The organism is Curtobacterium sp. MCLR17_054 (genome assembly GCF_003234335.2).
Lineage (GTDB): Bacteria > Actinomycetota > Actinomycetes > Actinomycetales > Microbacteriaceae > Curtobacterium > Curtobacterium flaccumfaciens.
On sequence record NZ_CP126263.1, the window covers coordinates 1926358 to 1942420 of the forward strand.

A 16063-nucleotide genomic window follows, 5' to 3' on the forward strand; every position below is an offset into this window, starting at 1 on the left:
GTTGGTAAACGTTCCACCCGTGTACGGAACGGTCGTATCCCAGGCCGGATCCCCACCGGTCCGCCGTTCTCGGCGCCCTCGGCACCGACGCGACCGCTGGGAGCGGGCTTGGGGGATCGGCCTGGGACCTCTATCGTTCACCGGAACGATTACAGGAGGGGTCACCCCGAATGCAGCCCATCGTCCCCGAACCCCGCAATGCCCACGGTCCGAGCCGTCGGGCGCTCATCACCGGCGCCGCCGGTCTGGCCGGCCTCGGCCTGCTCACGCTCGCCGGGTGCAGCTCTGGCGCGTCCGCCGGCACCCCCACGATCCCCGAGGCCGCGGCCACCGGCGTCGCCCGTCGCGGCGGACGCCTGCGCATCGCGCGGCCCGCCGCGTCCGCCGCCGAGACCCTCGACTCCGCGAGCTCACTGTCGGCCTACGAGTACCTCGGCGCGCTGTACAACCGGCTCGTCAAGCTCGACCAGCAGGGCACCCCGGTCCCGGACCTGGCCGAGGAGTGGTCCGCGAACGCCGACGGCACCGAGTGGACCTTCGCGCTCCGCCGGGGCGTGACCTTCCACGACGGCTCTCGGTTCACCGCCGACGACGCCATCGCGAGCATCCGGCACATCCTCGACGAGAAGACCGGCAGCCCGCAGGCCGGGGTGCTCGGCGAGGTCATGGACGCCGACTCGATGCGCGCCGTCGACCCGTACACGCTGCGCTTCTCGCTGACGAAGCCGAACGCCGAGTTCCCGTCGCTGCTCACGGCCTACCAGTGCTACATCGTGCCGGCCGACGCCGTCGCCGACATCGGCCGCACCGGGATCGGGACGGGGCCGTTCCGGCTGTCGTCGTTCACCCCCGCCGGTGCCGGCAGCGTCGAGGCGTTCCCGGACCACTTCGCCGGCCGCCCGGCGCTCGACGGCATCGACTTCTACTCGATCCAGGACACCACCGCGCGGGTGAACGCCCTGCTCGCCGGACAGATCGACCTCATCTCGCAGACCAACCTGGACTTCGCCACCGCCCGGGTGGTGTCGGCGTCCGACCGCGCCACCGTCGCCCGGTCGAAGAACGCCCAGTGGTACACGATCCCGATGCTCGCCACGAGCGACGAGTTCAGCGACCCGCGGGTGCGCCAGGCGATGAAGCTCGCCTACGACCCCCGGAAGATCGTCGACACCGCGCTGCAGGGCACCGGTTCGGCAGGCTGGGACAACCCCGTGCCGCCGCAGCTCGCCGCGTTCGTCGACGACCACCGCGAGTACGACCCGGACAAGGCCCGGGCGCTGCTCAAGCAGGCCGGGCGCGAGGACTTCCGCGCCGCGATCTACACGTCGAGCTACGAGTCGGTGTTCACCCCGATGGCCGTCGCCTACCGCGACGCCGTCGCCGACGCGGGCATCCGTCTGACCGTCCGCAACGCGAGTTCGGACTCGTACTACACGCAGATCTGGATGCAGAAGCCGCTCATGGTGAGCTACTGGTTCACGGGGCGGCCGATCGACCAGCTGCTCAACCAGATCTTCCGCTCGGGGTCGTCGTACAACGAGAGCGCCTGGTCGAACGAGACCTTCGACGGGCTGCTCGACGACGCCCGCGCCGAGATGGACGACGCCAAGCGGCTCACCCTGTACCAGGACGCCCAGCGGCTCGTCGTCGAGGACGGTGCCGACATGACGCCGATGTTCGGCGACCGGCTCGTGGGGTTGTCCCGCGACGTCGTGAACTACTCGGAGTACGGCTTCGAGTTCGACTACCTGCGGATCGGACTGCGCCGATGACGACCACGAACGCACCGTCGGACGTCCTCGTCCCCGTCCTCCGCCGCGTCGGCATCGCCGTGCTGACGGTGGTGCTCGCCTCCCTCTTCGTGTTCCTCGCGGTGCAGGCGCTCCCCGGTGACGTCGCCCAGCAACTGCTCGGGCAGAACGCCACCCCCGACGCCGTGAAGCAACTACGCGAGACCCTCGGCCTCGACCAGAACGTCTGGCTCCGCTACCTGCAGTGGCTCGGCGGCGCCGTGCACGGCGACTTCGGCACCTCGCTCGTCAGCGGCGAACCGGTCGCCCCGACGCTGTTCACGGCCTTCCGGAACAGCATGCTCATCGCCGTGCCCGCGATGCTCGTCGGCGTCACGGTGTCCCTGACGCTCGGTGTCGTCGCCGGTGTCCGCCGCGGCCGTCCGAGCGACAAGGTGATCTCGATCGTCAGCCTGGTCGTGATGAGCGTGCCGGAGTTCATGGTCGCCACCGTCCTCGTGCTGCTGTTCGCGATCGGCCTGCCGGTCTTTCCCGCCGTCGTGCTGCGGGGGAGCGACGCCACCGTCGCCGAGCTGCTGCCCACCATCTGGCTGCCGATCATCGTGCTGACGCTCGCGATGGCCGCCTACATCGTGCGGACGGCCCGCTCGTCGACCATCGACGTGATGGCGTCGGAGTTCGTCACGACGGCCGAGCTCAAGGGCCTGACGATGCGCCGGGTGGTCTGGAAGCACGCGGTCCCGAGCGCCCTGCTGCCGACGCTCAACGTCGTCGCGCTCAACGTCGCGTGGCTGCTCGGCGGTGTCGTGGTGGTCGAGAACGTCTTCAACTACCCGGGGATGGGCAAGCTCATGCTCGAGTCGGTGTTCAACCGCGACCTGCCCACCATCGAGGCGATCGCCCTGCTGAGCGCCCTGATCTACGTCGTGTGCAACCTGGCCGCCGACCTCGTCGCGCTCGCACTCGACCCGAAGCTGCGGACCCGCCAGCGACGACCGCGCACGCGTACCCGCAGCGCCCGCAGCACCAGGAAGGCCGCCGCATGACCGCCACCGCACCCCGCCGCCGCCGCGTCGGACGCGACGTGCTCGCCGGCGCGCTCGCACCCCTGCGCGGGTCGACGGCGCTGAGCATCGGCCTCGGCCTCATCGCCCTGCACGTCGTCCTCGCCCTGCTCGCGCCGGTCATCGCCGGGCACGATCCGGTCGCCACGAACGCCGGCGACGTGCTCGCCGGTCCGACGTGGACGCACTGGCTCGGCACCGACCAGTACGGGCGTGACGTCCTCTCCCGCACCCTGAACGGCGGCCGGTACGCGCTGTCCGTGACCTTCCTCGCCACCACGATCGCCGTCGCGGTCGGCACCGTGCTCGGCTGCGTCACGGCCTACGCCGACAACTGGTTCGACGAGGTCGTCATGCGCGTCGTCGACGCCCTGCTCAGCGTGCCGTCGATCCTCGCGCTCCTGGTCGTCGTGACGGTCTTCGACGCCGGCCTCTGGGTCATCGTCCTCGCCGTCACGGTCGTCTACGCCCCCGCGGTGACCCGGGTCGTCCGCGGCGCCGCCCGCACCGTGATCACCCAGGACTACGTCACCGCTGCCCGCGCCCGGGGCGAGCGGCCGCTGTCGATCGTGTTCCGCGAGATCCTGCCGAACGTGCTCGACGTCGTGCTCGTCGAGTACGCGATGCGGGCCTCGTGGATCGTGCTGCTCGTCGCGTCGCTGTCCTTCCTGGGCTTCGGCGCGAACCCGCCGACCCCGGACTGGGGCCTGATGGTGCAGGAGAACCGCACCGCGCTCACCGTGGTGCCGCTCGGCACCCTCGCCCCGATCGTGGCGCTCGCCACGCTGGTGATCGGACTGAACCTCGCGGCCGACGGCCTGAGCAAGTCGCTCGGTGTCGACCGCGCCAAGCAGGGAGTCAGCGCATGACCCGCACCGACACCGGCACGACGTCCGCCGCGACGGCGACCGTGCCCGACGCGGTCGTCCGCGTCGACGACCTGTCCATCTCGTACGCCGCCGGCAAACGACGCGTCCCCGTCGTCCGGGGCGTCTCCTTCGCGATCGAGGCCGGTCGCACCCTCGGCCTGGTCGGCGAGTCCGGCAGCGGCAAGTCCACCGTCGCGCGGACGCTCCTCGCACACCTGCGCGCCGGGTCGGCGATCGACGGCGGGACGGTCCGCGTCGACGGCGCCGACGTGTTCGCCCTGTCGCCGGCCGGCCGCCGGGCGCTCCGCGGCGGCACCGCCTCGGTCGTCGCCCAGAACGCCGGACAGGCGCTCACCCCGTCGATGCGCGTCGGCGAACAGATCCGCGAGGCCCTCCGCGCCCACGGCGAGCCCGACGGCCCCGAACGCGTCGCCGAGCTGGTCCGGCTGGTCCGGCTGCCGGACCCCGACGCGATCGTCCGCCGGTACCCGCACCAGTTGTCCGGCGGGCAGCAGCAGCGCATCGCCATCGCGATGGCCGTCGCCGCCCGGCCGCGCGTGCTCGTCCTCGACGAGCCGACCACCGCCCTCGACGTGGTCACGCAGGCCGCGGTCCTCGACCTGGTCGCCGACCTCGGCCGGCAGCTCGGCATGGCCGTCCTGCTCGTCAGCCACGACCTCGGGGTGGTGTCCGCCATGGCGGACGAGATCGCCGTGATGCGCGACGGCGAGGTCGTCGAGAACGCCGCCACCGCGGCGCTCTTCGCCGCGCCGCAGCACGAGTACACGCGCGCCCTGCTGGCCGCGGTGCCGGACGGGCGACGGCCTGGAGGCGGGGGGCACGTGTCCGACGACGCGACCGTCCCCGGGACGGTCGGCTCCACGGCCACCGGCACCGCGCCTCCCGAGCGCGCAGCCCGCCCCGTGGTGACCGCGGACGACCTGGTGATCCGCTACGGCCGCGGCCTGCCGGCCGCCGTCGACGGCGTCTCGTTCACGATCGCCGCGCACGAGACGCTCGCCGTCGTCGGCGAGTCCGGCAGCGGCAAGTCGACGCTCGCGACGGCGCTGGCTGGCCTGGTGCCGGCCGAGTCGGGGACGTTCACGTACGACGACGGCGCGACGAGCGGCGACCTGCGCGAGCCGATCGCCGGCCGCGCGCCCGACCTGCGGCGCGCGGTGCAGCTCGTGTTCCAGAACGCGGACACGTCGCTCAACCCGCGGCGCACCGTGGGTGCCGCCGTCGCGAGGCCGCTCCGGCTGTTCAGCGGCTCGTCCTCGCGCGAGCGCGTGGGCGCCCTGCTCAGCCAGGTCGGGCTCGGGCCGGAGTTCGCCGACCGCCTGCCCGCGCAGCTGTCCGGTGGGCAGCGCCAGCGCGTCGGGATCGCGCGCGCACTCGCGGCCGAGCCGTCGCTCGTGATCGCCGACGAGATCACCACCGCGCTCGACGTGCAGGTGCAGGCGGGAATCCTCGCGCTGCTGGCCGACCTGCAGCGCGAGCGGGGCCTCGCCTGCCTGTTCATCAGCCACGACCTCGCCGTGGTGCGGGGTGTGGCGGACCGGGTCGCGGTGATGACCGGTGGCCGGATCGTCGAGATCGGACCGACCGAGCGGGTGTTCACCGGCCCGAACCACCCGTACACGTCGACGTTGCTCGCGGCGACGCTCGAACCCGGCAGCACGACCCTGCCCGACGTCGGTGACGGGGTGCCGCGCTGGCGGCACGCCGACGGCTGGACCGACCACGGCGACGGACACCGCACCCGCAACTGGGAGGACGCATGACCACCGACGACGGCACCGACCACGGCACCGCCGCCACCGCCTTCACCGCCATCGGCGACCCTGGCTCGCTGCCCGCGGGCGTGACGGTCCGCGACGAGTGGATCCCGATGCCCGACGGCGTGCGGCTGCACGCCCGGATCTGGGCGCCGTCGCAGCCGCCGACGCAGTCGGGTACGCCCAGCGACCCGACGCCGGTGCTGCTCGAGTACCTGCCGTACCGGCTCGACGACTGGACCGCACCGCGCGACTCGGAGCGGCACCCCTGGTACGCCCAGCACGGGTACGCCTCGGTGCGGGTCGACATCCGCGGCACCGGGTCGTCCGACGGGTTCTTCGACGACGAGTACAGCGAGCAGGAGCTGCTCGACGGCGAAGCCGTGATCGCCTGGCTCGCCGAGCAGCCGTGGTCGACCGGTGCCGTCGGCATGTTCGGCATCTCGTGGGGCGGCTTCAACGCGCTGCAGCTCGCGGCCCGGGCACCCGCCGCCCTCAAGGCCATCGTGACGGTCTGCTCGACGGATGACCGGTACGACAACGACGTGCACTACGTCGGCGGCGCCGTGCTCGCCATCGACATGGCGGCCTGGGGCGCGACGATGTTCGCCTTCAACTCGCGGCCGCCCCGGCCCGAGGTCGTCGGTGCCGGGTGGATCGACCGGTGGCGGGAACGCCTCGAGGCGAACCGCCCGATGACGCCGGTGTGGCTCGCGCACCAGGAGCGCGACGACTACTGGCGGCACGGCAGCGCGGCCGAGGACTACGACGGCATCCGCGCCGCGGTGCTCGCGGTCGGCGGGTGGGCGGACCCGTACCGGGACGCCGTGCTCCGGCTGGTCGACCACGTCAGCGCCCCCGTGAAGGGCATCGTCGGCCCGTGGTCGCACCAGTACCCGGACCGTGGACTCGCGCCGGGGCCGTCGATCGGGTTCCTGCAGGAGACCCTGCGGTGGTGGGACCGCTGGCTGCGCGGGGTCGACACCGGCGTCGAGGACGACCCCGCACTGCGGGCCTGGATCAACGAGGGCGAAGCCCCCGCGCCCTACTACGCCGGCCGCCGCGGTCGCTGGATCGGTGCCGAGGCGTGGCCCTCCGCCGCGACCCACGAGCGTGTCCTGCCCCTCGCCGCCCTGCGCGGCGGTGACCTCGGGCCGGTCGTCGTGCGGTCGCCGCAGCACACCGGGGTGGACGCCGGTCGGTTCTTCCCGTTCGGCAACGCCACCGACCTGCCGACGGACCAGCGCGCCGAGGACGGCCGGTCGGTCACCTTCGACCTGCCCGTCGGCAAGGCGTTCGACCTGCTCGGCAACGTGCTCGTGCGGCTGTCCGTCACGAGCGACCAGCCCCGGGCCACCCTGACCGTGCGGCTCTGCGACGTCGCACCGGACGGCTCGTCGACGCTCGTCACGCGCGGGGTGCTGAACGCCGCGAAGCGCGACGGGATGGACCGCGACGACGTGCTCGTGCCCGGGACACCCGCCTACCTGCCCGTGCGCCTGGTCTCGACCGGACACCGGTTCGCCGCCGGACACCGGCTGCGCATCGCGGTCTCCTCGTCGTACTGGCCGTGGGTGTGGCCGCACGGCGTCGAGGCCACCGTGACGATCGACCCGACCACCTCGAGCGTCACCCTGCCCACCTGGACCCGGGAGACCGACGACGGGGTGGCCTTCGCCGAGCCCGAACGGTCCGAGCCCCTCGTGATCGAGCGCGTCGCGCCGGCCGACCCGCTGCCGCAGCGCACGGTGACGCACGACGTCGAGACGGGGGAGTGGACGCTCGACGTCGATCCCGGGTACGGCGGCGGACGCGTCTACCCGGACGGCCTCGTGTTCACCGAGGACGCCCGCGAGACGTACCGGATCCGCTCCGACGACCCGACCAGCGCACGGGCGAGTTCCCGCTGGGCGATCGGGCTGACGAAGCCGGAGTGGGCCGCGCGCCTCGAGACGACGTCCGAGGTCACCGCCGACGCCGACACCTTCCACGTCCTCAACACCGTGCGCGCCTGGGCACGCGACGGCGGACCCGACGAACCCGAGGTGCTCGTCACCGAGCGGACCTTCGTCGACGACGTCCCACGGACCTCGGCGTGACCGCGGCGGCACGCGTCCGGCAGCGGCCGGAGGTCCGGCGCGCGATGATCGTCGAGGCCGCCCGCGCGGTGATCGTCCGGAACGGTGTCGGCGCCACCGGGCTGCGCGACATCGCGGCCGAGGCCGGCGTCTCCGTCGGCACCGTGACGTACCACTTCGGGAGTGTCGCGGAGATCCTCAACGAGGTCGTGGTGCTCGAGACGGAGCGCTTCTACGGCGCCATCGTCGCGGCCGTCGACGCCGAACCCGACGTGCTGGTGGGGTTGCGGATGCTCGTCGCCCCGCTGTTCGGCGACACCGAGCAGGTCCGGCAGCACTGGCGGATCTGGTCCGACTACTGGACCGCGGTGGTCCGGCGGCCCGAGGTCGCCGCCGAGTACGCCGAACGCATCCGCGTCTGGGAGGCCTGCCTGGTGCGGGTCATCCGGCGCGGGGTGGACGCCGGGGTGTTCGGTGGCACACGCCAGGGCAGCGACGGCGGCGACCCCGTCGACGCCGAAACCGTCGCGCTGCAGCTCGCAGCGTACAGCGACGGCGTCGCGACCCAGATCGCCCAGGGCGTCCCGGGGCTGACGAACACGGTCGCCCTGTCGTGGATGTGGCGGTTCCTGTCGCACGAACTCGGTGTGCCCGCTGTGGACATCGCCGGAACCGGTCGTTCCCCCTTGTGATGAGGTAAGGCTTCCCTTACCGTTGCCACATGGCACGGACCCGGCGACAGCCCAGCGAACGCATCCTCATCGCGGGTGGTGCCGAGGACCTCGTCGAGATCCACCGCCAGCTCGAGGAACTCCCCGAGAACACGTACGGGCAGGTCTTCGTCGAGGTCGCCCTCGACGAGCAGATCCGCATCCTGCCGGCCCCGCCGCGCGTCACCGTGACCTGGCTGGTCCGGAGCGCCCGCAGCTCGGCCGTCGCTCCGCTGGTTTTCGCGGACCACGGCGAAGCGCTGGCACACGCCCTGACCGGGTGGGCCGCCGAGTGGTGCGTGACGGGCTGCGAGCCCCGCACCTCGGTGTGGATCGGGTGCGCGGACAGCCCGTGGATCGAGCGCGCTCGGTCCATGGTGCAGCTCGAGCTCACCGACGCCGGCCAGCACGTCCAGGTCGAGTACGGCGGGTAAGGGCAGCCTGCTCTTCCTTGCAATGTGCAAAAGACGGGGGCATGGTTGTGCCATGACCACGCAGAGCAGCACCACCACCCCGAGCACCACGTCCCCGTTCTCGACCACGCCGGAGCTCGCAGCCGGGGTCGCCCAGTTCCTCGCCCCCGTCGTCATCGACCTCGAGGCGCTCGTCGTCAACGGCAAGCAGGCCCACTGGCACGTCCGTGGCCGCAACTTCGTCGGCGTGCACGAGCTCCTCGACGAGATCGTCGACCACGCGCAGGACTACGCGGACAAGGCTGCGGAGCGCATCGTCGCCCTCGGCCTGCCGGTCGACTCGCGCATCGCGACCGTCGCCGCGAACACCACCCTGCCGCCGCTGTCGCAGGGCTTCCAGAACTCGGACGTCACCGTCACCGAGGTGATCGCCCAGATCGACGCCGCGCTGCTGCAGGTCCGCCGTGCGGTCGACGGCCTCGACGAGGTCGACCTCAACAGCCAGGACGTCGCGATCGAGATCGAGCGCGCGCTGACCAAGGACCGCTGGTTCCTGCAGGCGCACCTCGCCGCCTGAGTCGCGACCACACCTCTGACGGGAGGCCCGGTGCCAGCTGGCACCGGGCCTCCCGTCCGTCTCGGGTCGCGCTCCGGGCCCGCACCTCACGCGGACGGCGTGATCAGCCCGCCCTCGTACGCCAGCACGACGGCGTGCACCCGGTCCCGCAGCTGCAGCTTCGCCAGGACCCGGCCGACGTGGGTCTTCACGGTCTGCTCGGCGATGAACAGCTCCGCCGCGATCTCGCCGTTCGACCGCCCCCGCGCCATCAGCAGGAACACGTCCCGCTCCCGGTCGGTCAGCACGTCGAGCACCTCGGTCCGCGGGGCCGCCGGCTGCGGACCGGCGACGAAGGCCTCGACGAGGTGCCGGGTCACCCTCGGTGCGAGCAGGGAGTCGCCGGCCGCGACGGTCCGCACGGCCTGCACGAGCTCCTCGGCGCTCGCGTCCTTGAGCAGGAACCCGCTCGCCCCGGCACGGAGCGCGTCGAACACGTAGTCGTCGATGTCGAACGTCGTGAGCATCACCACGCGGACGGGCGACTCCGCGGGCGCCGCGGTGATCCGCCGGGTCGCCTCGATCCCGTCGAGCTCCGGCATCCGGACGTCCATCAGGATCACGTCCGGCCGGAGCCGGATCGCCATCACGACCGCCTCGGCACCGTTCGCGGCCTCGCCGACGACCTCGACGTCGTCCTGGGCCTGGAGGATCGCCCGCAGTCCGACACGGAACATCTGCTGGTCGTCGACCACCATCACCCGCGTCATCGCGTTCCCCCGTTGGCCGTCGGCTGCGACGTGGTCGCGGTGGGCCGGGTGGGCAGACTGACGGCGACGCGGAAGCCGCCGTCCGGGTCCGGTCCGTGGTCGATGGTGCCGCGGAGCGCGGCGACCCGCTCGCGCATCCCCGCCAGGCCGAAGCCGCCGTCGTCCGGCGGAGCACCGGGCACGCTGCCGGCCGGTGGCGCGGCGTTGGCGACCTCGACCGTGAGGGCCGAGCCGTGCCTCCCGACCGTCACGACGGTGGTCGCACCGGGCGCGTGCCGGGCCACGTTGCCGAGCGCCTCCTGCACGACCCGGTACACGGTGAGCTGTGCGAGCCGGTCGACGTCGTCGAGGTCCGGGTCGAGCCGCTCGTCGAGTCGCAGGTCGACGGGGATGCCGGCCGCGCGGGTGGCCTGCACCAGTGCGGACAAGTCGGCGAGCCGCGGCTGCGGTGCACGCTCGGCGTCGGCGTCGCCACGCAGGGTGCCGAGCAGCTGCCGCATCTCCCGCAGAGCGGTGCGCGAGGTCTCGGCGATCGCGGCGAACTCGGTGCGGGCGTCCGGCGGCAGGTCCGCGACGCGGTACGGGGCGGACTCGGCCTGCATGTGCACGACGGACATGCTGTGGGCGACGACGTCGTGGAGCTCGCGGGCGATCCGGGAGCGCTCCTCGACCGTCCGGCGTCGGGCCTGCTCGAGCTCGGTGTCCCGGCGGGCGGCGGCGAGTTCCTCGCGCACGGTCCGGCGCTGCCCGATGACGACCGCAGCGGCGGCCACGACGAGGGTGTCGCCGGCGCTCACCACGAAGCTCGTCGCCCAGACGTCGACCTGTCCCCACCGGTCGGGCGTCACGCCGATGAGCAGCAGGGTGAGCAGTGTCGCCGCGACCCAGACCACCGCGGTGAGCCGCCAGGTGGTGCGGACGCCCAGCACGACGAGCAGCACGCTGAGGCCGACGATGCTCGTGACCGAGACCGGCCAGGGCCCGATGGTGCCGGGTGCCGTCAGGACCCCGAGGCCGGCGAGGGCGACGAGGTGCGCGCCCGACGCCGTGCGGGGGAAGAGCGGTGCGAGGCCGATGCTCGCCGAAAGGACGGCGGTCACGAGCAACGCGAGCGGCACGGGGACGCCGTAGAACGCGGCGGTCACGGGTGCGGCGACGGCGAACAGGGACACCGCGACGACGACGAAGCCGATCTGCACGGCGGGCCGGACCCAGGTGGGTCGGGGCTTCGGGACGACGGTCACGGGCAGGCGGTCTCTCCGGTTCGGGCGAGGCAGGGTTCGGGGGCGATGGCTGTGGCGGTGGCTGTGGCGGGTGTGGCTGTGGCGGGTGTGGCTGTGGTGGCTGCGGCTGCGGTGGCTGCGGCTGCGGCGCGGGCGTCACGGGCTTCGCGCCTGCGGCTGATGGTACCGAGCACCCGGTCGACCGCGATCCCGAGCCCGGCGGCGACCACCATCGACACCAGGGCGGCGACGATCGGTTCGTGCAGCACGCTCGACGCAGCCAGGGCGATCCCGATCGACACCGCCGACCACGCCAGCCCTGCGATCGCGCTGATCGCCAGGAACCGGCGGTAGGACAGCCGTGTTGCTCCGGCGGTCATGTTGACCGCGACCCGGCCGACCGGGATGAAGCGCCCGGTCAGGATGAGGCTGGCGGAGCGGCGCTGCATCTGCCGCTCGGCGAACGCGAAGGCCGCCGCGATCCGTGGTCGCTTCGAACGGGCCAGCCGAGCGAACCCGATCCGGCGCCCGATCCAGTACGCGATCGAGTCGCCGGCGATCGCTCCGAGGGCGGCGGCGACGAGCACCACGGCGAGCACGGGCTGTCCGGACGTCGCGGCGATGGCGGCGATCGCGACGAGGGCGGCCTCGCTCGGCACCGGCGGGAAGAAGCCGTCCACCAGGCACAGGGCGAAGAGGACGACGTAGACGAGCGGACTCGCGGCCAGCTCGACGACGAGCGGGGTGATCTGGTCGAACACGGGGTGCTCCCTCCGGCCGACGGAACTCGCCGACGAGGACGACGCTACGGAGCCGGCGCGCTCTGGCCATCCCGCGGCGGTCTCGACCACCCCCTACCGCGGTATGACGTTCCCGTCCGCGAAGACCACGTCGGGTGCGTCCACACGGCGGTCGACGACGGTGGTCGGGGCCTCCAGGTGCACGGCACCCGAGGGCATGATGCCCGCACCGCCGAACCGTTCCATCACCCGCCACTGCGCGACGACGTCCTCGCCGGCGTGCTCGGTCGGCAGGGTGTCCCAGAACCGGAAGCCACCGACCTCCTCGAGCGCACGGCGGTCGTAGAGCGCGCAGGCACCGACCCACGCGACGCGGTAGGGCACCCACTCGCCGGGGTGCAGGTCGAGGTCGGCGGCGACGTGCGTCGGGTTCGCGGCGTTGTGCAGTGACCAGCGGTCGAAGCCGGGGGTGCCGCGGCGCACCACCTCGGGCACGACGGGGCCGTCCCACCGTTCGAACACCGAGGTCTCGTGCGGGCGGCGGTCCTGCAGGTACGACAGGCCCTGCACGGCGCTGCCGACGAACCCGCAGCCCAGGGTGCGCAGCGCGTCGAGCATCCGCGCGATCGACCCCGGCTCGAGCCAGACGTCGTCGTCGAGGAACAGCACCGCGGCGGCCTCGGCGTGGTCGAGCAGGAACTGCCGGTGCTCTGCCAGGCCACGCCGTTCCGGGTGGGTGAGGAGCGTGACGGGCCGGCCCTGCGCCTCCAGGACGCGGAGCATCGCGGCGACCGCCGGCGCGCTGGCGGCGTCTCCGTCCGCGGACTGGTCGCTGAGGACGACGCGCAGGTCGACCTCGGTCTGGGCGGCGAGGCCGGCGAGCGTCGTGGCGAGCTCGGCCGGCCTGCCGACGGTCGGGATGAGCACGTCGACGTCGACCGTGCTCGTGTCCGCTGGATCGGGGGCCTTCGCCCAGGACCCGGACCAGCGGGCGGTCACGGTGCCGGGTCCGGTTCGGGCCGCGCAGCGGCTTCGCGGATCCGGCGCACGACGGCGCTGGTGGAGTGCTCGGGCACGTAGTCGACCATGACGACCTCGCCGCCGTAGCCGCGCACGACCTCGGTCTCGGTCAGCATCTCGGGGGAGTAGTCCCCGCCCTTGACGTAGACCTCGGGGCGCAACCGTTCGATGAGCGGGATGGGGGTGTCCGTCGCGAACACCGTGACCAGGTCGACGCAGGCCAGCGCGGCGAGCACGCCGGCGCGGTCCTCGGCCGGGTTGATCGGCCGCTCCGGGCCCTTCAGCCGGCGCACCGAGTCGTCGTCGTTCAGGGCGACGACGAGCAGGTCGCCCAGGTCACGGGCCTGGCGCAGGTAGGTGGTGTGCCCGCGGTGCACGACGTCGAAGCAGCCGTTCGTGAAGACCACGCGTCGGCGGGCCTGCCGTGCGGCCTCGACGGCGGAGGCGAGCTCGTCGTGGTCGACCACGGTCGCCGCCGGAGCGGTCACCGAGTCGAGCAGGGCGGCGGCGGTGCAGACGGACGTGCCGGCCTCGCGGACGACGACGTCGGCAGCGGCCTGGGCGACGGCGACGGCGTCGCGCAGGGGTGCCTGCACGGCGAGGGCGACGGTCGCGGCGGCGCAGAAGGTGTCACCGGCGCCGGAGGCCTGCTGCTCGGAGGCGGGCGTCGCACGCGTGCGGAACCCCTGGTCGGAGCCGGGCTCGAGCAGCACGGTGCCGTCGCGGTCGAGCGTGACCACCGCGGCACGGGCGCCACTGCGGGCGAGCACGTCGGCACGGGCTGCGACGACGGTGCCGACGCGGTCGGCACCGGTGCCGAGCTCCGTGCCGAGCAGTGCGGCGGTCTCACCGGCGTTCGGCGTGACGAGGTCGGGGTGCAGCGCGGCCCAGCGGGTCAGGTCGTGCGCGTCGACGACGACGGCACCGGGGCGGTCACGGTCGAGCATCGGCACGACGTCCTCGGCGCGGACGCCCAGACCGTAGTCGCACACGACGGCGGCGTCGGCGCACCTGATGGCACGGGCCACCGAACGGGCGAGGCGTTCGCCGTGCTCGGCGGTCGGGGTCGCAGCCAGCTCGTCGACCCGGACCACCACGCGGTCACCGCCGACCACGCGCGACTTCGTCGTGGTGCGGGCACCGGGGATCTCGACCAGGAACGACGTGTCGACGCCGGCAGCCTCGAGCCGCTGGCGCAGGACGTCACCGGCCTCGTCGTCACCGATGAGCCCCACCATGCGGACCCGGGCGCCGAGGGCGCGGGCGTTCACGGCTGTGTTCGCCGCACCGCCCGGCACCGCGATGGTCTCGGTGACGCGGACGACGGGGGCCGGGGCCTCGCGGGAGACCCGCTCGGCCTCGCCGACGGTCCAGCGGTCGAGGATGCAGTCGCCGATGACGACGACGAGGGGTTCGCGGTCGTCGATCGTGGCGACGAGGTCACGGACCAGCCGGACGTCGGCGGTCATCGGGTGCCTCCCACGGTGTCGGCGCTGCCGGCGGTGGCGCCTGCTGCGGCTGCGGGGCCGGTGTCGGTCGCGGTGCCGATGGTGGCTGCGGTGCTGTTTGTGGCTGCGCTGCTGCGGTCTGCTGCCGTCGACGTCTCGGCGGTGCGGCGCGGCGGTGCGGCCTCGAGGTGCACCACCGTCGTGGTCGTCATCTCGTCGAGCAGGTGCGGGCCGTACCCGAACCCGGCGCCCGAGGCACCGCGGGGCTGGGCGCTGCCGCCCGGAGCGCCACCGAACACGGCGTTCACCTTGACGGTGCCGACGGGCAGTTCGGCCGCGGCACGGAGCGCGTGCGCGGTGTCGTTCGTCAGCACGGTGGCCGCGAGGCCGTAGCGGTCGGCCGCGGCGAGCCGGAGTCCCTCCGCGAAGTCCGACACGATGCGCACCGGGGCGATCGGGCCGAAGGTCTCCTCGGTCAGCACGAGCATGTCGTCCGTGCAGTCGGTCAGGACGGTCGCCGGGTAGAACGATCCGAGCCCGCCGGGCGTGACGCCACCGGTCCGGACCGAGGCGCCGCGGGCGATCGCGTCGTCGACGTGGTGCTGCACGAGCTCGCGCAGCCGGTCGTCCACGAGCGGCCCGAACTCGGCGGCGGGTGCGGCCGTGCGGCGCTCCGCCTCGGCGACGAGCGCGGCGACGAAGGGCTCGGCGACGTCCTGGTGCACGTACACCCGCTCGACGCTGGTGCAGATCTGGCCGGTGTTCGCGAACGCGCCGAGTGCGACCTGTGCGGCTGCCCACTCCGGGTCGACGTCGGCATCGACGATGACCGGGTCGTTGCCGCCGTTCTCGCGGATGACGTGGGCGCGGGTGGTCGCGGCCACCTCGCTCAGGCGGTCGCCGGTCGCGGTCGACCCGACGTGCGCGTAGACGTCGATGCCCTCCTGCGCCAGGAGCAGCTCGCCGGTGGTCGCGTCGCCGTCGACCCCGATGAGCACGCCGTCCGGCAGGACCTCGGCGAGCAGCGCGTTGAGTCGGGCGAAGGTCGCCGGGCAGCGTTCGCTGCCCTTGTGCACCACGGTGTTGCCCGTGACGATCGCTGCGCCGAGGATCCCGCAGGCCACGGCGACCGGGTCGTTCCACGGCGTCAAGGCGAGCACCACGCCGCGCGGGTGCGGCACCGACCAGTCGGCGGCACCGAACTGCCCGCGCAGGGCCTCACCGCGGTGCACCGGCCCGAGCTCGGCGTACTGCACGAGCGTGCCGATGCCGGCCTCGACCCCACCGAGGGCGTCGCCGGGCACCTTGCCGGTCTCGCGGGTGTTCAGGTCCGCCAGCTCCTGCGCGTGCGCACGGAGGTGCTCGGCCGCGGCGTGCAGCAGGGCACCGCGCTCGGCCGGCGCGGTCCGGGCCCAGGCACCGGCAGCGGCACGGGCGCGGGCGACGGCGTTGCGGACGTCGTCCTCGGTCGAGCGGCGCACGGTGGACGCGATCGATCCGTTCACGGGGTCGGTCACCACGAGGTCGTCGGCGGCGGGGGGTGCGATCGTCATGGGGTCCTTCCGGAGGCGGGCGGGGCCTCACACGGTGCTCGTGCTCCGCTGTGTGCGGTCACGGCATCGCGCTTCTCGTCCATCCGGGGG

14 protein-coding genes are annotated in these 16063 nt (G+C 73.3%); 8 read left to right on the forward strand and 6 right to left on the reverse strand.

What is annotated here, in order from left to right; all coding sequences use genetic code 11:
* Positions 1-170: 170 nt before the first annotated feature.
* From DEJ08_RS09280 to DEJ08_RS09315, 8 genes are read left to right on the forward strand one after another with little or no spacing between them, the layout of a single operon-like run.
* Positions 171-1772 carry an ABC transporter substrate-binding protein gene (locus DEJ08_RS09280; RefSeq protein WP_111054197.1) on the forward strand — a complete coding sequence of 534 codons (1602 nt, stop codon included), beginning with the start codon at positions 171-173 and terminating at the stop codon, positions 1770-1772.
* The gene (locus DEJ08_RS09285) at positions 1769-2797 is read left to right on the forward strand and encodes an ABC transporter permease (protein WP_111054198.1); all 1029 of its coding nucleotides are present in this window, start codon (positions 1769-1771) and stop codon (positions 2795-2797) included. The genes DEJ08_RS09280 and DEJ08_RS09285 overlap by 4 nt, the downstream gene beginning before the upstream one ends.
* Positions 2794-3684, forward strand: a complete 891-nt coding sequence (locus DEJ08_RS09290) for an ABC transporter permease (protein ID WP_111054199.1) — start codon at positions 2794-2796, stop codon at positions 3682-3684. Before DEJ08_RS09285 ends, DEJ08_RS09290 begins: the two co-directional genes overlap by 4 nt.
* Positions 3681-5468: a dipeptide ABC transporter ATP-binding protein gene (locus tag DEJ08_RS09295; RefSeq protein WP_111054200.1), complete on the forward strand. Its 1788-nt coding sequence runs from the start codon at positions 3681-3683 to the stop codon at positions 5466-5468. Before DEJ08_RS09290 ends, DEJ08_RS09295 begins: the two co-directional genes overlap by 4 nt.
* Positions 5465-7561: a CocE/NonD family hydrolase gene (locus DEJ08_RS09300; protein ID WP_111054201.1), complete on the forward strand. Its 2097-nt coding sequence runs from the start codon at positions 5465-5467 to the stop codon at positions 7559-7561. The genes DEJ08_RS09295 and DEJ08_RS09300 overlap by 4 nt, the downstream gene beginning before the upstream one ends.
* On the forward strand, positions 7558-8232 hold the full coding sequence (locus DEJ08_RS09305) for a TetR/AcrR family transcriptional regulator (protein ID WP_111054202.1): 675 nt from the start codon (positions 7558-7560) through the stop codon (positions 8230-8232). Before DEJ08_RS09300 ends, DEJ08_RS09305 begins: the two co-directional genes overlap by 4 nt.
* A 29-nt stretch (positions 8233-8261) precedes the next feature.
* Positions 8262-8684, forward strand: a complete 423-nt coding sequence (locus tag DEJ08_RS09310; RefSeq protein WP_111054203.1) for an SIP domain-containing protein — start codon at positions 8262-8264, stop codon at positions 8682-8684.
* A gap of 52 nt (positions 8685-8736) precedes the next feature.
* The gene (locus tag DEJ08_RS09315) at positions 8737-9240 is read left to right on the forward strand and encodes a Dps family protein (RefSeq protein WP_111054204.1); all 504 of its coding nucleotides are present in this window, start codon (positions 8737-8739) and stop codon (positions 9238-9240) included.
* Positions 9241-9326: 86 nt separating this feature from the next.
* Here the strand turns inward: DEJ08_RS09315 and DEJ08_RS09320 are convergent, their stop codons facing one another.
* The 6 genes from DEJ08_RS09320 to DEJ08_RS09345 all read right to left on the reverse strand — a co-directional run bounded on the left by DEJ08_RS09320 (position 9327) and on the right by DEJ08_RS09345 (position 15973).
* Complete coding sequence (locus DEJ08_RS09320; RefSeq protein ID WP_111054205.1) at positions 9327-9989, reverse strand: response regulator; 663 nt, start codon at positions 9987-9989, stop codon at positions 9327-9329.
* Positions 9986-11233, reverse strand: coding sequence for a sensor histidine kinase (locus DEJ08_RS09325; protein ID WP_181438950.1), 1248 nt, complete (start codon positions 11231-11233; stop codon positions 9986-9988). Before DEJ08_RS09325 ends, DEJ08_RS09320 begins: the two co-directional genes overlap by 4 nt.
* A complete protein-coding gene (locus DEJ08_RS09330; RefSeq protein WP_111054207.1) occupies positions 11230-11973 on the reverse strand; it encodes a DedA family protein in 744 nt (247 codons plus the stop codon). Before DEJ08_RS09330 ends, DEJ08_RS09325 begins: the two co-directional genes overlap by 4 nt.
* Positions 11974-12066: 93 nt before the next feature.
* The gene (locus DEJ08_RS09335) at positions 12067-12951 is read right to left on the reverse strand and encodes a glycosyltransferase family 2 protein (RefSeq protein ID WP_111054208.1); all 885 of its coding nucleotides are present in this window, start codon (positions 12949-12951) and stop codon (positions 12067-12069) included.
* Positions 12948-14441 carry a D-glycero-beta-D-manno-heptose 1-phosphate adenylyltransferase gene (gene rfaE2 / locus DEJ08_RS09340; RefSeq protein WP_111054209.1) on the reverse strand — a complete coding sequence of 498 codons (1494 nt, stop codon included), beginning with the start codon at positions 14439-14441 and terminating at the stop codon, positions 12948-12950. The genes DEJ08_RS09335 and rfaE2 overlap by 4 nt, the downstream gene beginning before the upstream one ends.
* Positions 14438-15973: an aldehyde dehydrogenase family protein gene (locus DEJ08_RS09345; RefSeq protein WP_111054210.1), complete on the reverse strand. Its 1536-nt coding sequence runs from the start codon at positions 15971-15973 to the stop codon at positions 14438-14440. Before DEJ08_RS09345 ends, rfaE2 begins: the two co-directional genes overlap by 4 nt.
* Positions 15974-16063 lie beyond the last annotated feature (90 nt).

Excerpts from the sequence above, each read along its gene's own strand:
- DEJ08_RS09280 (WP_111054197.1), top strand. The coding sequence starts at position 171 with ATGCAGCCCATCGTCCCCGAACCCCGCAATGCCCACGGTCCGAGCCGT.
- DEJ08_RS09285 (WP_111054198.1), top strand. The coding sequence starts at position 1,769 with ATGACGACCACGAACGCACCGTCGGACGTCCTCGTCCCCGTCCTCCGC.
- DEJ08_RS09290 (WP_111054199.1), top strand. The coding sequence starts at position 2,794 with ATGACCGCCACCGCACCCCGCCGCCGCCGCGTCGGACGCGACGTGCTC.
- DEJ08_RS09295 (WP_111054200.1), top strand. The coding sequence starts at position 3,681 with ATGACCCGCACCGACACCGGCACGACGTCCGCCGCGACGGCGACCGTG.
- DEJ08_RS09300 (WP_111054201.1), top strand. The coding sequence starts at position 5,465 with ATGACCACCGACGACGGCACCGACCACGGCACCGCCGCCACCGCCTTC.
- DEJ08_RS09310 (WP_111054203.1), top strand. The coding sequence starts at position 8,262 with ATGGCACGGACCCGGCGACAGCCCAGCGAACGCATCCTCATCGCGGGT.
- DEJ08_RS09315 (WP_111054204.1), top strand. The coding sequence starts at position 8,737 with ATGACCACGCAGAGCAGCACCACCACCCCGAGCACCACGTCCCCGTTC.
- DEJ08_RS09320 (WP_111054205.1), bottom strand. The coding sequence starts at position 9,989 with ATGACGCGGGTGATGGTGGTCGACGACCAGCAGATGTTCCGTGTCGGA.
- rfaE2 (WP_111054209.1), bottom strand. The coding sequence starts at position 14,441 with ATGACCGCCGACGTCCGGCTGGTCCGTGACCTCGTCGCCACGATCGAC.
- DEJ08_RS09345 (WP_111054210.1), bottom strand. The coding sequence starts at position 15,973 with ATGACGATCGCACCCCCCGCCGCCGACGACCTCGTGGTGACCGACCCC.